We start from the raw sequence: 20,298 nt of genomic DNA, 5'->3' as shown, positions 1-20,298 counted from the left end.
GACCGCCTGAAAATGCATATTATTTATAGAAGGAATAATGTCTGTAGGGTTTTAAGATGGCATCTTGCTATATAGCATTTTTGGGCAGTCCCAAGGAGTAGTAAGAAATAGAGAGGAAGGATAAGGATAGATGAAAAAAATAAAATTTAATCATAACTGGGTATTCCATGAGGGAGGAGGCAGTTCCCTGGAGGCGCTGCTGGGAGGAGAGGCAGTCACGAAAGAGATAACGCTGCCCCACGATGCATCTGTGGAGAAGGAACGGAACCCACAGGAACCGGGTGGAAGTGGAAATGGCTTTTTTCGGGAAGAAACCATTCATTATACGAAGGAATTTACCCTTGAGGCTGACTGCAGGGATAAGAATATCTGGCTGGAGTTCGAGGGTGTTTATCAGAACGCATTTGTGTATATCAACAATTCTTATGCGGGCAAGTGTCCTTACGGCTATGGTAATTTCTACATTGACGCAACGAAATATGTACAGTTTGATAAGAAAAACACCATCAAGGTGATTGTGAAAAACGGCGTGCCCAGCGGACGCTGGTATACCGGCGGCGGAATTTACCGGGATGTGAATTTGATGATTGGGGACCGTATGCATCTGGCAGCGGACGGTGCCCATCTGGCAGCGGTGGATGTGGAAGAAGGCCAGGCTGCAATCAGAGTTGAATCAACTATAGAGTATACGGGGACCGGTACCAGGGATATTATACTTTGCGCCCAGCTTGTGGATGGGGAAGGGAAGGTGGTGGCACAGGATCATATGCCCGTTACCATACAGGAACATTCTAAAGAAACCTATCGTCAGAGAATTTACGTGGAAAATCCCAGGCTTTGGGATGTGGATTCGCCATATCTGTATTGTTACCGTATCAGCTTAATGGAGGCGGATGAGGTACTGGACGAGGAGGAAGGAACTTTTGGCATCCGTAAGCTGCAGCTTGATACAAAATATGGTCTGCGGATCAATGGCAAGGTAGTAAATCTGCGCGGCGGTTGTATCCACCATGATAACGGCGTGACCGGAACGGCTGAATTTCCGCATGCAGCTTGGTTCCGTGTGAAAAAATTAAAAGAAGCCGGATATAATGCGATTCGCAGTTCCCATTATCCTATGAGCCGAAGGCTTCTGGAGGCTTGCGACCGGATAGGAATGCTGGTGATGGATGAATTTGCGGATGTGTGGACATCCACTAAGGTAGATTTCGATTATGGAACTCACATGGCGCAGTGGTGGGAGCATGATGTGACCAATCTGGTGAATAAAGACTATAATCATCCTTGTGTTATCATGTATTCCATTGGAAATGAGATTCCGGAAACAGGCAATAAATTTGATGTGCAGTGGGGTAAAAAGCTGGCGGACAAAATCCGCAGCCTTGACGATTCAAGGTATGTGACTAACAGCCTGAATCTGATGCTGAGTATCATGGACCGTATGGGCGATATGATGGCATCAGCACAGGCAGGCGCGCCGGGCGCAGATGCCGGACAGGGAACAGATGCAGGTGAAAATGCTGAGATCAACAGCATGATGAGCAATATGGGCGATATGATGGATAAGCTGGTGTCCAGTGAAATTGCCGGCAAGGCAACGGAAGAAGCCTTTGCACAGGTAGACATTGCAGGATATAATTATGCTACTTGCCGCTATTTGCCGGACAAAGAAACTTATCCCAACCGTATTATTGTGGGTTCGGAAACTTACCCAAAAGATTTGGATGTGAATTGGGAGCTGATAGAAAAATATCCTCACTTGATTGGAGATTTCTCCTGGACCGCATGGGATTATCTGGGAGAAGCGGGAATCGGAAAGATCAATTATGGAGGAACCCAGGGATTTTCCTTCTATGCACCTTATCCACAAAAGGCTGCTTACTGCGGCGATATGAACCTGATTGGGGACAGACGCCCGATTTCTTACTGGAGAGAAATCATATGGGGGCTGCGCAAGGCGCCCTACATAGCCGTACAGCTGCCGGAGCATCACGGGGATGTACATAATATGACCAATTGGAGTATGACAGATGCGGTTCGCAGCTGGAACTGGAAGGGATATGAGGGAAAACCGGTGACGGTAGAGGTTTACACCGATGCGGAAGAAGTTGAGCTGTCAGTAAACGGCAAGGTAGTTGAGAAAAAGAAGGTTGGGAAAATCAAAAAGTATATGGCGTTTTTCGAGACAGTTTATGAACCCGGAACCATAGAAGCGGTTGCGTTCAGTGAAGGCAGAGAAACAGGGCGGGATGTAATTGTAAGCGCAAAGGAACAGGTGAAAATTGCCGCCGTATCAGATATGGCACAGATTCCGGCGGATGCCAGCGATATCTGTTATGTGGAAGTCAGTATGGTAGACGAGGAAGGCAACTTAAATCCGGGCGCAGATAAAGTGGTGACGGTATCCATTGACGGGCCGGGTGTTGTTCTGGGGTACGGCAGTGCGGACCCTGCTTCTGTGGAGAATTATTTTGACAAAACCGCTAAGGCTTACGAGGGAAGACTTCGGGCCGCCATCCGGGGAAACGGACAAAAAGGTACCATTACGGTGACCTTTACGGGCGATGGATGCAAAGAAGCAAAAGTGCGGATTGAAGCTGTGTAACAAACGCTGCCTCACTTTGCAAGACAGCTTATTGCAGCAAATGCAGCCTCACTTTGCGAGACAGCTTATTGTAACAAACGCTGCCCGCTTCGCAGCCGCCTGGCTCGTTGCTCGCAGAAATAAAAATATTTTATAAAATTTCATGGTGAAAATGTGTTTGATAACTTATGCCTGTGCAGCTTATGATACTGCACGGGCATATTTGTTATAATAAGCAAGCTCGCGAAGCGAAGATGCGCGTTTGCTGCAATAAGCAAGTCCACGCAAATCCCGAAGTATCGCTCCGTATGTTACTATGAGCGGCTACTGGCCACAACACAGACTGTAAACAGCATTTGATGATTGCCGAAGGTTTAAATACCTTATATAATAGAAGCAATAAGGTTTTGTGTGCAGTAAGCTTACCGTACCGCAGACTAAGAGTATGTATTTCGGGTGATTGGTAATGAAGGAAATGGAAGAGGCATAAAGATTAAGATGGCAAAAAAGAATCATAAGAAAATTTCAGAGCTGGCGGCCGTTCCTAAGGCGGTAAAGGAGGCGGCGCTGCCTACAATATTCTGCCAGATTGTAATTCTGGTTTATGGCATGGCGGATATCTTTTATCTTGGAAGAACAGGCAATCCCTATATGATTGCAGGTGTTTCCCTGATTTTACCTGTGTTTAACATCTTCCTGGCGCTTGCAGGGGTGGTTGGCATAGGCACGGGCGCATTTATCTCACAGATATTGGGCGAGAAAAAATTGATCGAAATCAAGAAAGCCTCTTTTTTCAGTTTTTATTTTTCTGTTACATCCGCAGTTATATTTTCTATTATAATGTTTGTCTTCATGAGGCCGTTTCTGAGTTTTCTTGGAGCCGGTAAAGATACATATTTATATGCGCGGCAGTATGCGCTTTGCGTCATTGTGCTTGGAGGTCTGCCTATGGCAATTTCCAATGTACTCTCAAACCTGATTCGCAGCATCGGTGCATTAAAGGTGGCAGGCTTTGGGATTATGCTGGGAGGCCTGGTGAACATAATCCTGGACCCAATTGTCATGTTTTTGGTCTTGCCGGAGGGCAGCGAAGTATTGGGAGCAGGAATAGCCACCCTTATTTCAAACTGTATTGGATGCGTGTACTTTTTTTATATCGTATTTGTCATAAAAGGGAAACTCTCCGGTGCGGTAAAAGCTGGAAACGGGATGCCGGAGAGAAAGAATATTCATTCTATTTTACGTGCGGCGATTTTGCCTGCAGGCGTACTTCTGTTTTTTGGCATGGTGCGCTGGGCGGTGTTTAATATTCCGGTGCTGCTTTTACCGGAGCGTGTGGGAGAAATGCGTGATATGATTTGGCCGCAGGTGTGCGTGGATACCCTGATGGTGGCCCTGTCGTTTTGCATATATTATATATGTGTGCACGGATTTAGCGAAGCGGCATCTGTTGAGGATATAAAGCGTAAAAGCTGGCAGTACGTGGGGCTGCTTGTATGCGTCATCTTTTTTCCCGTATCGGCAACCATGCTGGTTAGAGATTTAGAGCAGGCTTATCATGAGAAAGAAGCGAATCAGCTGATACAGCAGGCCAGGGATGAAGCGCTCCTGTCTTCGGAAAAAGAAATGCAGGAAACGAAAGAGAAAGAAGTATCAGAAGAAGATGCGCAGAGGCAGGAGCCTGAAGAAACAGCAAAGACCGAAGAAATACAGGAAACCAAGGAAGATGTGGAACTGCCAATTCTGGCCCAGTATGCAAGCTTGTGGGAACAAAATAGTGATTTGGCCGGTTGGCTTAAGATTGAAGGGACGGCCGTAGACTATCCGGTTATGTATACGCCGGATGAACCGGAATATTATCTGCATCGAGCTTTTGACGGAAGTGAAGCAAACAGCGGAAGCCTTTTTATCGGCGAGAATTGTCTGCCAGAGGCTTCTCACGTAATTGTTTACGGCCATCATATGAAAAATGGGACTATGTTTGGTTCTCTGCCAGGATATACGACTTTGGAATACGCCAAAGAACATCCCGTTATCAGTTATGATACGCTCTATGAGGAAAAGGAATATGAGGTTTTGGCAGCCTTCTACAGTAAAATATATCCGAAAGATACACAGGAGGAAGTGTTTCGGTATTATTGGTATACGGATTTGAGCCGGGAGGAGATTTTTGACCAGTACATAAAAAAAGTAAAAGAAGCAGCTCTGTATGATACCGGTGTGGAGGCGGCGTACGGCGATGAAATTTTAACTCTGTCAACCTGCAGCTATCACACAGATGACGGACGATTTGTTGTGGTGGCATGCAGAAAAAAATAGGCTGGGAAGTGATAGAAGGATAAGGAATATTCGGAATGAAATATTAAATATGGATTCGATATTGCAGACAATTCATGTAACATTTTTATTGCAAAACAATATATTTTGTGCTATCCTCATATTGAATGATTCAATATAATTTGTCTTGCAGGGACACAAAGCACAAGGGGCTAATATAATACATATAAAATTAGTACATTGAAAAATAAATAGTTTGAAATAGAATTCTAGCTGCAAAATTTTCTTTAAAAGCATCGATGAATTTTGTGGCAAAGCAGTAATATCATTTCTGTTATCTATTTTGTAACATATTTGAAATGGCATAAATCTACGGAACGTGTAATTGTTTTAGCAAATCCAGTTATACCATTCCAGAAATTTATGCTTTTTATTTTTGTAAAACAAGCCGGAGGGTGTGCTTCAAATATGGGGCATATGGATTGACGTTATAAGAAGTGATGTGCAAAAGGAACTATTACAAACTTAATGTTTCGCTGTCTTGCAGCATGTGCTCTGTTGCGTTACAAGTTGGATGGCCGTTGGCTTGCTATGGGGTTGGTATTTGCAAGAAGTTAGTGCGAGTGTGACGGCATTTTTTCAAAAATGAACCGGTATGGCGCTTCATATGTTTATCTACACTGTATTTTATTTTGAAAGCCAATCTATCTGGCTTTTTGATGTGGTTAAGCAAAAAGCGTTGTACCGGATATAAACAATATATAAAAAGCATGGATTTTACAAAAATTCGAAGTAAGGGGGAACTGTTATGAAATGGGTTTGTAAAAAGAATTTTAAACGATGCCTGTCGATTGCATTGGTGCTGGCATTGGTGAGCCCTGTGAATGTAACGAAGGGCGTATTTGCAGCAAATACGCCGGAGACAGCTGACGAAGAACAGGTGCAGGTGGACGAGACAAAACATGTGCATACATTTGCGTGTTATGAAGGATACACGCTGGATTGTACAGATGAAGATGAAAATCATGTCCATGGACTGGAATGCTATACCTATCCGGAGGGAGCGGAGCTTATCTGTTCTTTAGAGGAGGGAACGGAGCACATTCATAATGAAGATGGATTTTACTGTGAGGAAACAATGGCAAAAATATTGATTTGCCAGAAAGAAGAACATGTACACAGTGAAGAATGCTATAATGAGGAAGAAAAACCGGAAGTCTCTGCAACACCGACTCCTTCGGAAAGTGAAAGTCCGTCTTTAAGCCCCACGCCGATAATGAGTCCTGAAGCGGAAACCACACCGAGCGAAGAACCAACCCAGAGTCCTTCGGCATCGCCGGATGAGGAGATTGAGGCCCCGGAAAATACACCTGAGCCTGTACCGGAAAATACGCCGGGGGCTATACCGGAAGAAACACCGGATAAGACACCGGAAGAAATGCCGGATAAGACGCCGGAAGAAATACCGGAGGCTACATCTGAACCTGATGAGGAGCCTGATACAGATACAGATACGGATACAGATACGGAAGACACATCGGAGTCTGATTTGCCGGATTCACAGAAGCCTGATGCCGGAGAGGATGATACACAGACAAATGAAAATAACGATCAGGAAGAAACGGTGGAAATAAGTGAGCATGCTTCTTTGAACGCGAATATTCCTTTGAGCGAAAACCCTGGCAAGGAGGCGGATTCGGAAGAAGAAAATGCATCTTCCGATTCATCTGATACGACAGATGGCACGACAGACCAGATAGGGGATGACCAGAATTCAGATGTCAATACGGACACTTTAGATGGGAATGGCGATGAGGATCTTTCCGATTCGGAAGAAAAACAAGAACCCATTTGCGGAATGGAAGAACACGTTCACACGGACGATTGTTATATGGTTATTTATGCCTGCCGCAAAGCAGAGGCTGAAACTGCCTATGAATATGCATGGAACTGGGCGGATGAGAAGGCACAGGAATTAGAGAGTGTGCCCGGAGATGCGGCTGATCTGTATACAATGGAATATGACTCAAGCAAAGAATGGGCAATGACTTTGGTAGAGTCTAAACAGAGAATGACAGTTTCTTTGTTGGAGGAGGACTATCTGCCTACACAGATCGAAGCTGTCAGGCTTGAAATCGTGGAAGATGAAGATGGTGAGGAAGTTCACGAGACAAAAGAAATCATGAATGTCACCTGGGAAATTGAAAGCGGAGAATTTAATGCAGGTGCAACGGAAGGAAATATCGTTATCCTCAGGGCGGTTCAGGATGTGACGGCTGATGAGGCCGATGGACCAACGACAATGTCCCTTACGGAAGATGCAGAAGAAGCAGAGGATGTGGAAAAAATAGATTTTGAAATGCTCCCTGATATACGGATGGAAGTTCTGCTTACATCCCGAAATGGCTGGGTGAAAGATGCGGAAGGCCTGAAAGCGGCCATTGCCAATAAACAGTCACCGATTATCTTAGGCGGCAGCTTTGAGGTAAATGAGGGATTTAGCATTGATTATGATCTTGAGTTTCATTTGAACAAATATACACTTACTTATAACGGAACGGGCACTTTGTTTACTGTAAGTGGAAGTGGCACACTTACAATCAAAGATGAAGTAGTAGATACTGCAAGTGACAGTGCAGGTGATACCACAGCCTTCATTGCACCCCAATTTGGCGGCGGGGCCGGACTTTGGGGAAATAGAGCGGTCATTTTAGGTAAACCGGTAAGTCTGTTTAGCGCAAATAACGAGATTAGAAGCAGTGGTACAGAGGGAAAGATCACAGGAACCAGTACACTTGAATCACCTATCAAGGTAAATGGCGGCATATTGAATGTGGATGGCGGAACGATTTCTTTTCCCCACAGTGAACACGGTATTTATGCAGATGGCGGAACCATTAATATAAAAGGAGGCCGCATTACTGGTAATGGCGGCAATAATAAGGAAAATGGAGGCGGCATTTATTGCAAGAACGCTGGTTTAAATATTATTGACGGCAGCATAGACCATAATAAAGCCAAGACAAGAGGCGGCGGTGTTTATGTAGAGAGGGGTAGTCTGAAAATAGAAGGTGGAGCCATTGAGGATAATGAAGTAGAAACAAATGGTGGAGGAATTTTTACAGACTATACTTCCGTCAACATCATGGGTGGAACAATTTGCAATAATAAAGCCAAAAATGGCGGTGGCGTTTATGCGCGTTATAATGATATTCATATCAGCGGCAAAGCTGCTATTGAAAGAAATAATGTTACGGAACTTGGAGGAGGCGCCTATTTAACGGCAATTGAGTGTAATCTTGAAGGAGGGAGTATTTCCTATAATAAAGCAAATGAAAATGGCGGTGGTATTTATATTTCATCTACTTCCTCGAAGCTTTTTGTCAAAGGTGGAAACATTTCCCGTAATACAACATCAGGCGATGGAGGCGGTGTTTATCTGGAGGCAGTTAGCGCTTCTTATATACAAGGAGGTACAATTGAGGAGAATACCGCAGATGAAAACGGGGGAGGAATTTATTTTGCAGATAATACGGATAATGGTTCGCTAGAGGTGAGTGGAGGCTACATCCGTGGAAATAAAGCTCTTTCCATATCTAAAAAAGGTATATCGGAAGATGGCGGAGGCGTCAACTGTGGAGGCGGCGGTATCTTTGCCGGTGGAAAGCTGATTATTTCCGGCGGCAGGATCACCGGGAATACGGCGGAATATTCCGGCGGCGGCATTGAGGTATGCGGTGCAAATGGTGCTACTGGTTATTCCGGAACGCTGATTATGACAGGCGGTGAAATTACCAACAATACCGCAGAGCAGCACGAAGGCGGCGGAATACGTATAGATAGTGTGAGAGAAAATATCATTACCGGCGGAGCTATTAAAGGAAATGAAACGCATACCACGCAAGATTGGGGAGGTGGCGGAATATTTATTAACAGTTTTGCAAAGCTGACCGTTGAGAATGCTATGGTAACGAAGAATAGTGCTTATGGCTATGGCGGCGGTGTGGGCGGCTGTACAACAAGTGATATAAGTATTCTTACTTTGAAGGGACCGGCCATTTATGACAATACTGCAAATGGTTCATCGCATCCTTCCAACCCTAATAAGCAGGATAACATACCATCGGAATATGTAAGCGTGTTCACACAGTATAGCGATTATTTTGGCAGACACAACAGTATTGTTTTTGGTGTGATGCTGGGAGGCGGCAGCGCGAATTGGAGTGGAAATGCTGATGGAAATAAAGTCGCACAGGTTGGACGGGACAGTTATGCAGCAGCAAGCGAATTGATGGGATTAAAGGCCAATCCCTCCGCACAGGATAAAGCGGCGGCTTACGCTAAGAAAGCGGTGGAAATTTCAGGAAATACATCCACTACCAATGGCGGCGGTATTATGAGTAATGGATCGCTTATTATGGGAGAAGGAGGAGATAGCAGCGAGTGGTCTTTGGCTGCCGAGAAGCTATATGAAGATGAAGATGGAAAATCCCTTGCATTAAAGGGCGGTGAATTTGAATTCTATTTGTTGCATGAAAATCCTGTTAAAGATGGAAAAGTTACCATAGATGAGACCAAACTGGCCGCACCTGTAGCTAAGAACGATGAAAACGGGCATATTTTGTTTAAGCCTGAAGACAAAGGGATTGGAACCCACACTTATTATATAGTTGAAAAAAGCAGTGAACAATCAGAAATTACTTATGATAATCATGTGTATGAAATCAGTGTGGAATTAAAGCAAACCACAGTTGCGGCACCAGGGCAGAGTATTTCAGTGCTTACGCCTGAAATAAAGGGGATAAAAATTATTTATCCTGTAAAGGATGCGGGAAACGTAACAGGAAATACCGTGACATTTACGAATACGAAAAAGCCAACGCCGACAAGCACGCCATCGGTTTCACCTAGTGAAAGTCCGACCAATACACCATCGGCTTCACCTAGTGAAAGTCCGACCAATACACCGGCAAGAACACCTGGGCGTCCTCAAAGTACGCCGGATGAAACACCTGCAGGTATACCGACTCCAAGTGCAACATCCAGAGTGACGCCATCGGCGACTCCGACAGCGACATCCGGTGTGACGCCATCGGCGACTCCAACAGCAACATCCAGCGCGAGCCCATCGGCGACTCCGACAGCAACATCCAGCGCGAGCCCATTGGCGACTCCGACAACAACATCCGGTGTGACGCCATCGGCGACTCCGACAGCGACATCCGGTGTGACGCCATCGGCGACTCCAACAGCAACATCCAGCGCGAGCCCATCGGCAACGCCGACACCCACTGACCAGAATCGGATTATACCGTCAGCAACGCCTACCGCCAGTGCATCGGCAAGTCCAAGTGCATCGGCTACGGCAACGCCTACAGCCAGCGCATCGGCAAGTCCAAGTGCATCGGCTACGGCAACGCCTACCGCCAGCGCATCGGCAAGTCCAAGTGCATCGGCTACGGCAACGCCTACAGCCAGTGCATCGGCAAGCCCAAGCGCATCGGCCACAGCGACCCCTATAGCCAGTGCATCGGCAAGTCCAAGTGCATCAGCTACGGCAACGCCTACAGCCAGTGCATCGGCAAGCCCAAGCGCATCGGCTACGGCAACGCCTACAGCCAGTGTATCGGCAAGTCCAAGTGCATCGCCCACGGCAACAGCAAGACCGGATCCACGAATACCAGACAGCCCGGATATTATCACAATAGATGATGATGGAGTACCTCGTACTTATGTGAGAGTATGGGATTCTGAGGATGAAAACTGGACTTATATTCCGGAAGATGATGTGCCACGTGCACTGCCAGATCCTAATGATTCGGACAGCCCGGATAAGATCACGATCATTGGCGATGAAGGTGTTCCGAAAACTTATATAAAGGTTGCCGATCCGGATGGCGAAGAAGAGGACTTTGTGTACATTTTAGATGATGGTGTGCCTCTGGGAGCGCCTGAAACTGCGGATACTTCAACGATTCTTTTATGGGGAGGATTATGCTTGACCTCTGTGCAGGGTATTGTTGCACTTTGGCCTCGTAAGAAACGTAAGCATGAAGAAGATGATGAATAAAGTTTATGAACTAAAAAGGCAGGGGCGAAATCAGGCATAACGGAATAAAAAAGCATAAAGGTAAAGAGAATGAGGAGCGGGATGTTTTTAAAATCATCCCGCTCCCTTTGTTACAATAACTGACATGTAAGGATTGACAGCCCTTTAATAGAATAGTATGGTAATAATGTGACTTCTTTCCAAAACTACGAATTTTTTACATCAAAATGGATAGGAGATAGAAAAAATCATTGGTTCGTGATAGTAAGATAATCTTCGATTATCTAAAAAAATAAAGACATTTCAAAGAATGATTTCCTCGAAAAGCCTTTATTTATAGTCTTTCAGAGCTGCTAACCAGAATCGAACTGGTGACCTCAACACTACCAATGTTGCGCACTACCGACTGTGCTATAGCAGCTTAGTATGAAATTGCTGCTGCCGGTAAGAATCTCTCTATCAATGTAATACCACATGGATTGAACCACAGCAACCTGTAATGTATTTTCACATCACTGTTTAGTATTATATCACAACGTAATTTACCTTGTCAATGATATTATAAAAATAAAGCTATGTTTGTAGAAAAAGTGAAAGGCTTGAGGTGCTATATATGTGTCGGATAACAGGTTTAAGCAGGCAATATGTTCAGATAAGACGGAATAAAAGCGGTGAGATCACTTATGGCGGTGACCAGAATTTCTTTGCAGGTGCACCTGCAGGTTCGAGGGATGCCAGGAAGCAGAGGATAGGATGCGGCGTAACTGCTTTTGGAGATATGCTTCTTTATCTCGGGGGCAGCTCCCAGGCATATTGTACCAGAGAGAATAAGAATTATATCAATAGGATCCTCTCAGAGGAGGAGTATAAGGTCTATTATAATCTCATTTATAATTTCTTGGGGCAGATATCTGCCAGGGCAAATAAAGGATTGAGTGGAATACGCCTTTGGAGCAGATTTAACCGGCTTTCCAGAAGGGAGCAATGGAAGCTGCGGGGCAAGTGGGGGCTGAGCGGTAGAAAGCTTTATGGAAGAATTGTAGAAATGCTTGACCATGATATTCCTGTTATTATGTGTGTCCCGGTTTTGCTTGGAAAAAATAATAAAGGGCAGGGACTTATTTTTTATCAAAAAGAAAATGGTGTGTATCATAAAAAATGCACGGTAACAGCCCATTATGTTATAATAGCGGAGCTTGTAGAGGAAAATGGACGTATTTATTTTGGGATTTCTTCTTGGGGGAAAAAATATTATGTAGATAGGGAGGAATATGAGCTGTTGATACGCAAGCATTTTCTGGGAACAATATTGGGTAATATTTTATATATCCGACAAAAGGCGGATTAGAAATATTTTTATCAAAATGAAATACGCTGTGAAGCGGCAGGAATGGGAGGCGGGTTTACTATGAAAAAATACAATATGCTTACAGACAGTCCGGGGAGATCGTTATTCTTTTTTGCACTTCCCATGATTTTTGGGAATCTTTTCCAACAGTTTTATTCTACGGTCGATTCTATTATTGTAGGGCAATTCGTGGGGGAGGATGCACTAGCGGCAGTAGGCGCGTCCTACTCGCTGACTACAGTGTTTATTATGATTGCAATTGGGGGAGGGATTGGAGCATCTGTGATTACTTCACAATACTTGGGTGCCGGACTTTATAAAAGGATGAAAACCTCTGTGTATACGGCGCTGATTAGTTTCGTAACAGTGAGTATTATATTAGGTGTCTTCGGGCTTTTTTTTAGTTCAAAAATATTGGTTGGCTTAAATACGCCGGAAAATATTTTAGCAGACGCTATGCTGTATCTGAATATTTATTTTGTGGGGCTTCCATTTCTTTTTATGTACAATATATTGTCATCTATTTTTAATGCCCTTGGAAACTCGAAGACACCTTTGTATCTGCTGATTTTTTCCTCATTACTTAATATTGTAATGGATTTACTTTTGGTAGGTGGATTTGGATTTGGTATTGCAGGAGCGGCGGTGGCCACTGTTTTTGCCCAGGGCCTTTCGGCAGTGATTTCCTTTTGTATTTTGATGTACACTTTACGAGGCTATGCAGGCCAAGAGGAACACAAGGAGCAGAAAGAAGGAGAGAGGCAGCAGGTAAAAGAGGTGGCGGTGTTAACGGCTTCGGAACACGGTATGGAAAAGGAAAAGAGTTTATTTGATGTGGGAATGCTTGGAAATATGATCAAGGTAGCGATTCCCTCTATGCTGCAGCAGTCTATCGTTTCGATTGGCATGTTGCTGGTGCAGTCTGTAGTAAATGGCTTTGGGTCTTCTGTTTTGGCGGGCTACACAGCCGGTACGAGAATTGAGTCGGTTTGTATTGTTCCCATGATTGCGTCAGGAAATGCGGTCTCTACCTTTACGGCCCAGAATTTGGGGGCGGGTAATTCGGAGAGGGTGAAAAAGGGGTATCTTGCAGCAGTTAAGATGGTAGTGGGCTTTGCGGTTGTCATTTGTCTGGTACTTACCTTGTTTCATGGGGCGATTATCCGCTCTTTTTTGGAGCGTGGCAGCGAGCCGGCAGCTTTTGAGACAGGAAATGCATATTTGTCATTTATTGCATTTTTCTTTGTATGTATTGGCCTTAAAGCGATTACAGACGGTGTGCTCAGAGGTTCAGGAGATGTAGTTATTTTTACGCTGGCAAATTTGGTGAATCTGGGAATCCGTGTAACCATTGCTTTTTCAATGGCACCGCATTGGGGCGTACAGGCAGTATGGATTGCAGTGCCTATGGGATGGAGTGCAAACTTTTTGATTTCTTTTGTTCGTTACTTAACAGGAAAGTGGAGTAAAAAGAAGTTGATTAAGATGGAAGAATGATAAGTACGGATATAAATGAATAAAACAGATAGATAAATTGGATTTGACAATTTATGAAAGCAGATATAAACAGGCGATACGCTAAAAAGCACATCGCCTGTTTAAAAGTTATCTTATTAAAATAAAATGTTTTATTCGGTAGGTACCCCATTGCTGTCATCCGGAGGCGCTGCGCCTTCCGGAGCTGCCGCGGCATCCGGGGGCGGCTGTTGTAATGCAGCCTGGGCTGCAGCTATCTCATTGCGCTGCTGTTCTTCGATTGCAAGGGCATCAGGTTGTGCATAAAATTCTGCATTATGCGGACAGGTGCCTGACTGATTTTGCGGAACAGCTACAGTGGAAACGGAGCCGTCTGCATTTGTAATCTGCTGCATGGTAGTAGAGCCTTGTTGAAGATTAGGATGCTCTATGGGGGTAAGCTCTAATACCCCGGCTACTTTAAACGGACACTGTTCACTGGCAGGTAAATTAGAGTACTGACATATCATACCCTGATAGTGCACATCACAGCTTTCTGTGGGTACTGTCCCTTCGGCAAAATATTCAGTTCTTAAGGTTCCATCGCATAACCCGGCGATAGGAAGCTTGCCGGAACGGGCACAGACAGTTGCCTGAACTAGGCCGCTGGCAGGCATTTGAAAAGCTTCACTGGGTAAATCCTCATGTATTCTAGCCATGACTGCACGCCAGAGCTTTTTCGCAATATTTCGTTCATCTCCTTTGCGGAGCTTGGTATTATTGTCATAGCCCGCCCAGGTAGTGGCGGTGTAGTAAGGGGTGTAGCCGGAAAACCAGATATCATTGTAATCTGAGGTGGTGCCGGTTTTTCCAGCAATCGCCATGTTGCCAAAATTAACGGAACTGCCTGTACCCTGTGTTACCACATCCATCATGGCGCTGGTAAGGAGCCATGCGGTGGTTTCCTTGATAACCTGTCTGGAATCAGGTTCCGTATTGTCTAATATAACATTGCCGTCATGGTCAACCACTCTGGTATAAAGCTTAGGTTTAATGTAGGTGCCGCCGTTGGCAATGGTGGCGTAGGCGGCGTTCAGCTCCTCATTGGTGACGCCTTCCGTGATTCCCCCCAGCGCGAGAGATTGCTGGATGTCGGAAAAAATCTGGGTCTCGCCGTTTACGGTGATTTCTTTTCGGTCAACAACAGTGGTAAAACCAAAGTTTTTTACATAATCGAACCCAAGCTGCGGGGTAATCATGGTAAGGGTTTTAACCGCAAGAACGTTCATGGAATCTACGATACCCTTGCGGAGCGAATTTAAACCTCTGTAACTGTCGCCCCACCAGTTTCTTACAGGTCTGCCATTGGCGTAATTAAAAGGCGCATCATTTATCACAGTGGCAAGCGTAAGGCCAGCGCTGTCCAGGGCAGGGGCATAGGCGGAAACAATCTTAAAGGTTGAACCTGGCTGCCGCGTGGTATCGGTAGCACGATTTAAGGTTTTACTTCCTTCCTTTGTACCCCGGCCGCCTACCATGGCAACTACATAACCTGTATGTTGATCTTCCACAGTGATGGAAACCTGAGGCTGGGGAGTTAAACTGACGCTTTCATCAAATACCTCATCTCCGCCTCCTACGAAAACACTTTTGTAATCCTCAATCTGAGCGTAAGCATCTTCCTGAGAGTCATAAATCAGGTTAAAAGAAGGATCCTGTTCCCGATAGTAGGCACGGAACATTTCGGTACTATGATTTTCAAAATCACCGTTTGCTTTTTTGATGGTCAGAGCATAATTAAGATACCAACGTGTGTTAGCAGGATAATTTTCTTCGTTGGAAAATACCTCGTCACAGATTCCCTGAATATGGGGATCCTGTGTGGAGTAAATTTTAAGGCCGCCACTGTAAAGCAGGGTAAATGCCTGCGTCTCATTGTAGCCTGCCGCCAGGAGGTCGTTCATCACATCATCGGTTAATGCGTCCACAAAGTATGTATTAACCATGGATTCCTCAGCGTCCTCATTGACTACCTGTATACGGGAGTAAACGTCATCTGCCAGTGCTTCATCATATTCCGCCTGGGTAATGTATCCTTGCTCTAACATATTTCCCAAAACCTTTTTCCGTCTGCCTGCATTATCATCCGGATGAGAAATAGGATTAAACCTGGAAGGATTTTGTGTAATTCCGGCTATGACCGCGCATTCGGAAAGGGTAAGACTGTTAACCGATTTATTAAAGTAACGTAAGGAAGCAGCCTGAACACCCAGGGTATTTTGTCCTAAGTTAATGGTATTCATGTAATTGAGTAAAACATCGTCCTTGGACATGGTTTTGGTTAATTCAATAGCCAGATACTGCTCCTGGATTTTTCGCTTCATGCTGTCGGCAAAGCCCTGCTCACTTGTCCAGTCAGTAAAAACATTGTTCTTTAAAAGCTGCTGGGTGATGGTGCTGGCCCCTTCCGTAAAGTGAAAACCATTTGTGATGCCGATATAGGCGGCCCTGAAAATACCTTTAATGTCAATGCCATTGTGCTCATAGAAACGTTCATCCTCTATAGCCACAAAGGCGTGGGCTAAATCCTCCGGAATCATATCCTGGGTTACAGGAATACGGTTGGAGTTCTGAGAAATGAGCTTGGCAATCTGATTGCCCTCCAAATCATAAACAAAGGTGGAAAAACCAGTAGGGGTGACCTGCACATTTTCAATGCTGGGCGCAGAATCAATGACACCCTTAAAAATGCCAAGCCCCATACAAAGGCCAATCACACCTACGGCCAGAATAAGGAGCAGGGAAAGATTAATAACAGCCAAAAGCAATTTCCTTCCCAGCTTAGCGGATGTTGCATGCAGGGATTTTTGCTTGTTGCGAATCCCTTTCTTACTGTAATTCATTTATATACCTCCTGCAGAACGCAGATTATGCCTGTGTCTCTGCGTAATAAATGGTTTGGAAGTTTTATTTCTAACTTCCAAACTTAAGTTTCTTGCAGATTAAAGTGATTTAAAAATTTGCAATACCTAAAGTATACCAAAATGTGGGGCTGAAATAAAGTTTTTTTATAGTTTATTAAGAATTCTTGTAACAGTTCAGCCCAGGGCTTTGCAGCAAGTGCAAAATCCTGGAGTGAGAGGTCAGGACTTCTTCACAATAGTTTATGATAATTCAGTTTGTCGGAACTGTTACAATTATTTACATTTTTAGCAGATTTTATACATAACGATGGGCGATGCCAAGACGTATGATGGCTGCAAAATGTTTCGCTGGCAAACCATCATTTTTCTTGTGAAGATTGTTTTTCTTGTATATAATAAAAGTTATCAGATGGATTAAAGTGTTTAGCGGGATGGTAGATTAATGGAGAGCTTGGGAGGATAGCGGCATGGCGGAGGAGAAAAAGGAATTTCCACCATATAAAGTGGTATATGACCAGGGAACCGGGGAATATGAAGAAAAGAAATCAAGGTTTATTGCCAGTGTTGCCCCTGTGTCAACGGAACAGGAGGCGTTGGATTTTATTGATTCTGTCAGAAAGAAATACTATAATGCCAGACACAACTGCACTGCCTTTATAATAGGAAGAAACAGGGAGCTTACAAGGTGCAGTGATGACGGTGAGCCCAGTGGGACAGCAGGTAAGCCAATCCTTGAGGTACTTCTTGGAGCTGATGTTACGAATGTGGCAGTGGTAGTAACCAGGTATTTTGGAGGTACTTTGCTTGGAACCGGAGGGCTGGTAAGAGCTTACACAATCGCCGCACAAAGAGGGCTTGATGATGCAGGAATTGCGACTATGCGTTATGGCATAGAAATGACAATTTCCATTGATTATACAGATGTAGGGCGAGTGCAATACCTGCTGGGAAGCAGACAGGTAACGATTGCCGATTCAAGATATACGGATAGGGTTGCGTTTGACATCCGTATTCCGGCAGAGCAGGAGCAGGCCCTTAGAAAAGCCTTGACAGAGAGCACTTCTGCCCGTGCAGGTATAAGGGAAACAGGTGAAGGATATTATATGGACATGTAGCAGGATGTTTTTAGGCTGCCTGTTATTCACGGGATGGAAAAGAACGGATAAGGAAATTCATTGACAAAAAAGTTTGTATGGTCTAAAGTAAAAATCGAAAGCTGTCACGCTTTGCGGGGTGGCTTGTTATGATAAAAAGGTTGTGAAAGCAATTTTCTGAAAGGTGGTGGTTTTTATGAAGAAGAGTATATCTGGCAGCAGCAGCGATCTGCCTCCTCATGAGCGAAGCATAAAAATCACATATAAGGAGAATTGCTATGGAAGAAATCAGAGACTTTGACGTAGTGAAGGAACTGCTTAAGACAAAGCAGTACACCAATCTTCGCCAGAAAATGGCAGAGATGAATGCTGCCGATATTGCAGTTATTCTGGAGGAGATGGATGAGGAGGACATGCTGAAGGTATTCCGTATTTTGCCTAAGAATATGGCAGCGGATGTGTTTTCTTATCTGGAGGTGGATAGTCAGCAGTTTATTATCACCAGCCTTTCAGAGAAGGATGCTGCCGGTATTATTGATAATCTGATGGCCGATGATGCTACGGATTTGCTGGAGGAAATGCCTGCTAATGTGGTGAAAAAGCTGCTTGCAAATGCAAATCCGGACACCAGAAGGGATATTAATCACCTGCTTCGGTATCCGGAGGACTCTGCCGGAAGTATTATGACGGTGGAATATGTAGATTTGAAGGAAAATATGACGGTTGAGGATGCCATTGCCCGAATCAGGAAGGTGGGAATGGACAGCGAGACGATCAATATCTGCTATGTTTTGGATGCTAAACGGACATTGGTAGGTACAGTGGCGCTGCGCTACCTTTTAATCAGCCCTGGGGATGCGGTGATTGGTGAGATTATGCATGAAAACGTCATTTTTATCAATACCATGATGGATCAGGAGGAGGTTGCCAGACAGTTCCAAAAATATGACTTTATCGCTATGCCGGTGGTGGACAATGAAAACCGGCTGGTAGGGATTATCACCGTAGATGACATTGTGGATATTCTGCAGGAAGAAGCTACAGAGGATATGGAGAAAATGGCGGCTATCGTGCCTTCCGATAAGCCGTATATGAAAACCAGTATAGTAGAGACATGGAAAAAGCGTATGCCGTGGCTGCTGCTTTTGATGATATCGGCGACCTTTACAGGAAGCATTCTCACAACTTTTGAGGACGCACTGATGGCGTATGGTGTGCTGATAGCTTATATACCTATGCTGATGGATACCGGCGGAAATGCCGGAGGACAGGCAAGTGTTACAATTATCCGCGGGTTATCCTTAAATGAGATTGAATTTAAAGATGGCCTCCGGGTGCTGTGGAAGGAGATACGAGTCGCACTTTTGTGTGGTATTACGTTGGCAGCTGCTAATTTTGTGAAGCTTCTCTTGCTGGATAGGGTGGGACTTTCAGTGGCCCTTGTGGTGTGTCTGACATTAGTGGCAGCAGTGTTGATTGCTAAGATGGTGGGGTGTATGCTTCCTATGCTGGCTAAGAAAATTGGTTTTGACCCGGCGGTTATGGCCAGCCCTTTTATCACAACGATTGTGGATGTGCTGTCTCTTTTGGTGTATTTTCAGATTGCCACGTATCTTTTGCATATAGCATAAAATAGTAAATATGCTGTTTGCATCAGGATTGGTATAGAAAAGAATTTATGGTCATTCTAAAGATGTATAATAAGATAAAAATGAATTGCTGATGTTAGAAGTGGGAAAATATGCCTTTGAGGATGGCGTTGTATTTTCCCACGATGGCATTCTGTAAAAACATATTGATCATATACCAATGGAGAGTGACATTTCTTAAGTGTATAGTCGTACTTTTTTTATTAAATAATTCGTGATTTTCTTTTCTTTATCTAATTTATGCCAAATCCATAAGTAAAATTTGCTTAATAAATATGAAATACTGAATACTATGACAATGAATATGGGGATCCATATTGCTCCGTTTAGTCCTGCTAAAAAATTCTTGCCGAATGCATGATAAAATACTTTTGATATGAAGTTCCATACTCCTGCATGTATCAAATAAATATAAAATGTTAAATTCGATAAATTTGCAGACTCTTTTCTTATATCCAATAAAGTAAATCCAATAAATATAAAAAGTGAAGCAAGCACTATAAAAAGGCAGTATGGAGATATAATTTCATATCTGGCTGTCATTTCTTTATATACAAGTCCAGATGCACATACAATCCAAAACGCACCTATTAAAATTGCAATGATTGCTTTGCAATTATTTTTGTTTGTAAACATTTTACGAATGCTGTAACCTACCATAAAATATCCCAAATATTCAAATGATTGTCCAATATCCCAGCTCAATCCAGCCATTCCCGTATATTGACTAATACTTGCCCAAGCTAAGAAAGCAAATGAAACTTTGTAACCCGGATTCTCGAAAACGTGACGATGAATTTTCGCCACACTTAGCCGAATTCCCTGAATTTTATTGACAAAACCACCATTTGCACTTGATTAACTCATCGTCATGTTTTATGATGGAGGTATAAACATGACGAGGTGATTGTATGTCGA

At 44.1% G+C, this 20,298-nt stretch carries 9 protein-coding genes and 1 tRNA gene; 7 read left to right on the top strand and 3 right to left on the bottom strand.

The annotated features are described in order from the left end of the window. Nucleotides 1-130: 130 nt before the first annotated feature. The 3 genes from D5281_RS18015 (at nucleotide 131) to D5281_RS18005 (ending at nucleotide 10,931) form a co-directional block, all read left to right on the top strand. Nucleotides 131-2,605 (top strand): glycoside hydrolase family 2 TIM barrel-domain containing protein, encoded by a 2,475-nt coding sequence (locus D5281_RS18015; RefSeq protein WP_160561480.1) that lies wholly within the window; start codon nucleotides 131-133, stop codon nucleotides 2,603-2,605. Nucleotides 2,606-3,082: 477 nt separating this feature from the next. After that, a complete protein-coding gene (locus tag D5281_RS18010; protein ID WP_160561479.1) occupies nucleotides 3,083-4,903 on the top strand; it encodes an MATE family efflux transporter in 1,821 nt (606 codons plus the stop codon). A gap of 766 nt (nucleotides 4,904-5,669) precedes the next feature. Continuing rightward, nucleotides 5,670-10,931 carry a Spy0128 family protein gene (locus tag D5281_RS18005; RefSeq protein WP_160561478.1) on the top strand — a complete coding sequence of 1,754 codons (5,262 nt, stop codon included), beginning with the start codon at nucleotides 5,670-5,672 and terminating at the stop codon, nucleotides 10,929-10,931. A 327-nt stretch (nucleotides 10,932-11,258) separates the two neighbouring features. Here the strand turns inward: D5281_RS18005 and D5281_RS18000 are convergent. Further along, a tRNA-Thr gene (locus D5281_RS18000) sits at nucleotides 11,259-11,331 on the bottom strand. 192 nt (nucleotides 11,332-11,523) lie between these two features. Between D5281_RS18000 and D5281_RS17995 the strand changes: the two genes are divergently transcribed. Together D5281_RS17995 and D5281_RS17990 are read left to right on the top strand one after the other, a co-directional pair. Next, on the top strand, nucleotides 11,524-12,258 hold the full coding sequence (locus D5281_RS17995; RefSeq protein ID WP_160561477.1) for a hypothetical protein: 735 nt from the start codon (nucleotides 11,524-11,526) through the stop codon (nucleotides 12,256-12,258). Between the two features lie 60 nt (nucleotides 12,259-12,318). Next, nucleotides 12,319-13,755 carry an MATE family efflux transporter gene (locus D5281_RS17990; RefSeq protein ID WP_160561476.1) on the top strand — a complete coding sequence of 479 codons (1,437 nt, stop codon included), beginning with the start codon at nucleotides 12,319-12,321 and terminating at the stop codon, nucleotides 13,753-13,755. A gap of 131 nt (nucleotides 13,756-13,886) precedes the next feature. Here the strand turns inward: D5281_RS17990 and D5281_RS17985 are convergent, their stop codons facing one another. Further along, entirely contained in the window at nucleotides 13,887-16,616 is a 2,730-nt protein-coding gene (locus D5281_RS17985; protein ID WP_160561475.1) for a transglycosylase domain-containing protein, read from the bottom strand. A 488-nt stretch (nucleotides 16,617-17,104) separates the two neighbouring features. On the opposite strand from D5281_RS17985, the gene D5281_RS17980 reads away from it, so the two are divergent. Further along, complete coding sequence (locus tag D5281_RS17980) at nucleotides 17,105-17,752, top strand: YigZ family protein (RefSeq protein ID WP_160561474.1); 648 nt, start codon at nucleotides 17,105-17,107, stop codon at nucleotides 17,750-17,752. Between the two features lie 257 nt (nucleotides 17,753-18,009). Continuing rightward, complete coding sequence (gene mgtE / locus D5281_RS17975; protein WP_160561473.1) at nucleotides 18,010-19,362, top strand: magnesium transporter; 1,353 nt, start codon at nucleotides 18,010-18,012, stop codon at nucleotides 19,360-19,362. A 195-nt stretch (nucleotides 19,363-19,557) separates the two neighbouring features. On the opposite strand, the gene D5281_RS17970 is transcribed toward mgtE, so the two are convergent. Continuing rightward, a complete protein-coding gene (locus D5281_RS17970; protein WP_160561472.1) occupies nucleotides 19,558-20,187 on the bottom strand; it encodes a hypothetical protein in 630 nt (209 codons plus the stop codon). Between the last annotated feature and the right edge of the window lie 111 nt (nucleotides 20,188-20,298).

Origin of the sequence: Parablautia muri, assembly GCF_009917485.1 — a bacterium.
Lineage (GTDB): Bacteria > Bacillota > Clostridia > Lachnospirales > Lachnospiraceae > Suilimivivens > Suilimivivens muri.
The sequence above is the reverse complement of the archived record's forward strand: the minus strand, read 5'-3'. Positions and strand labels throughout refer to the sequence as shown.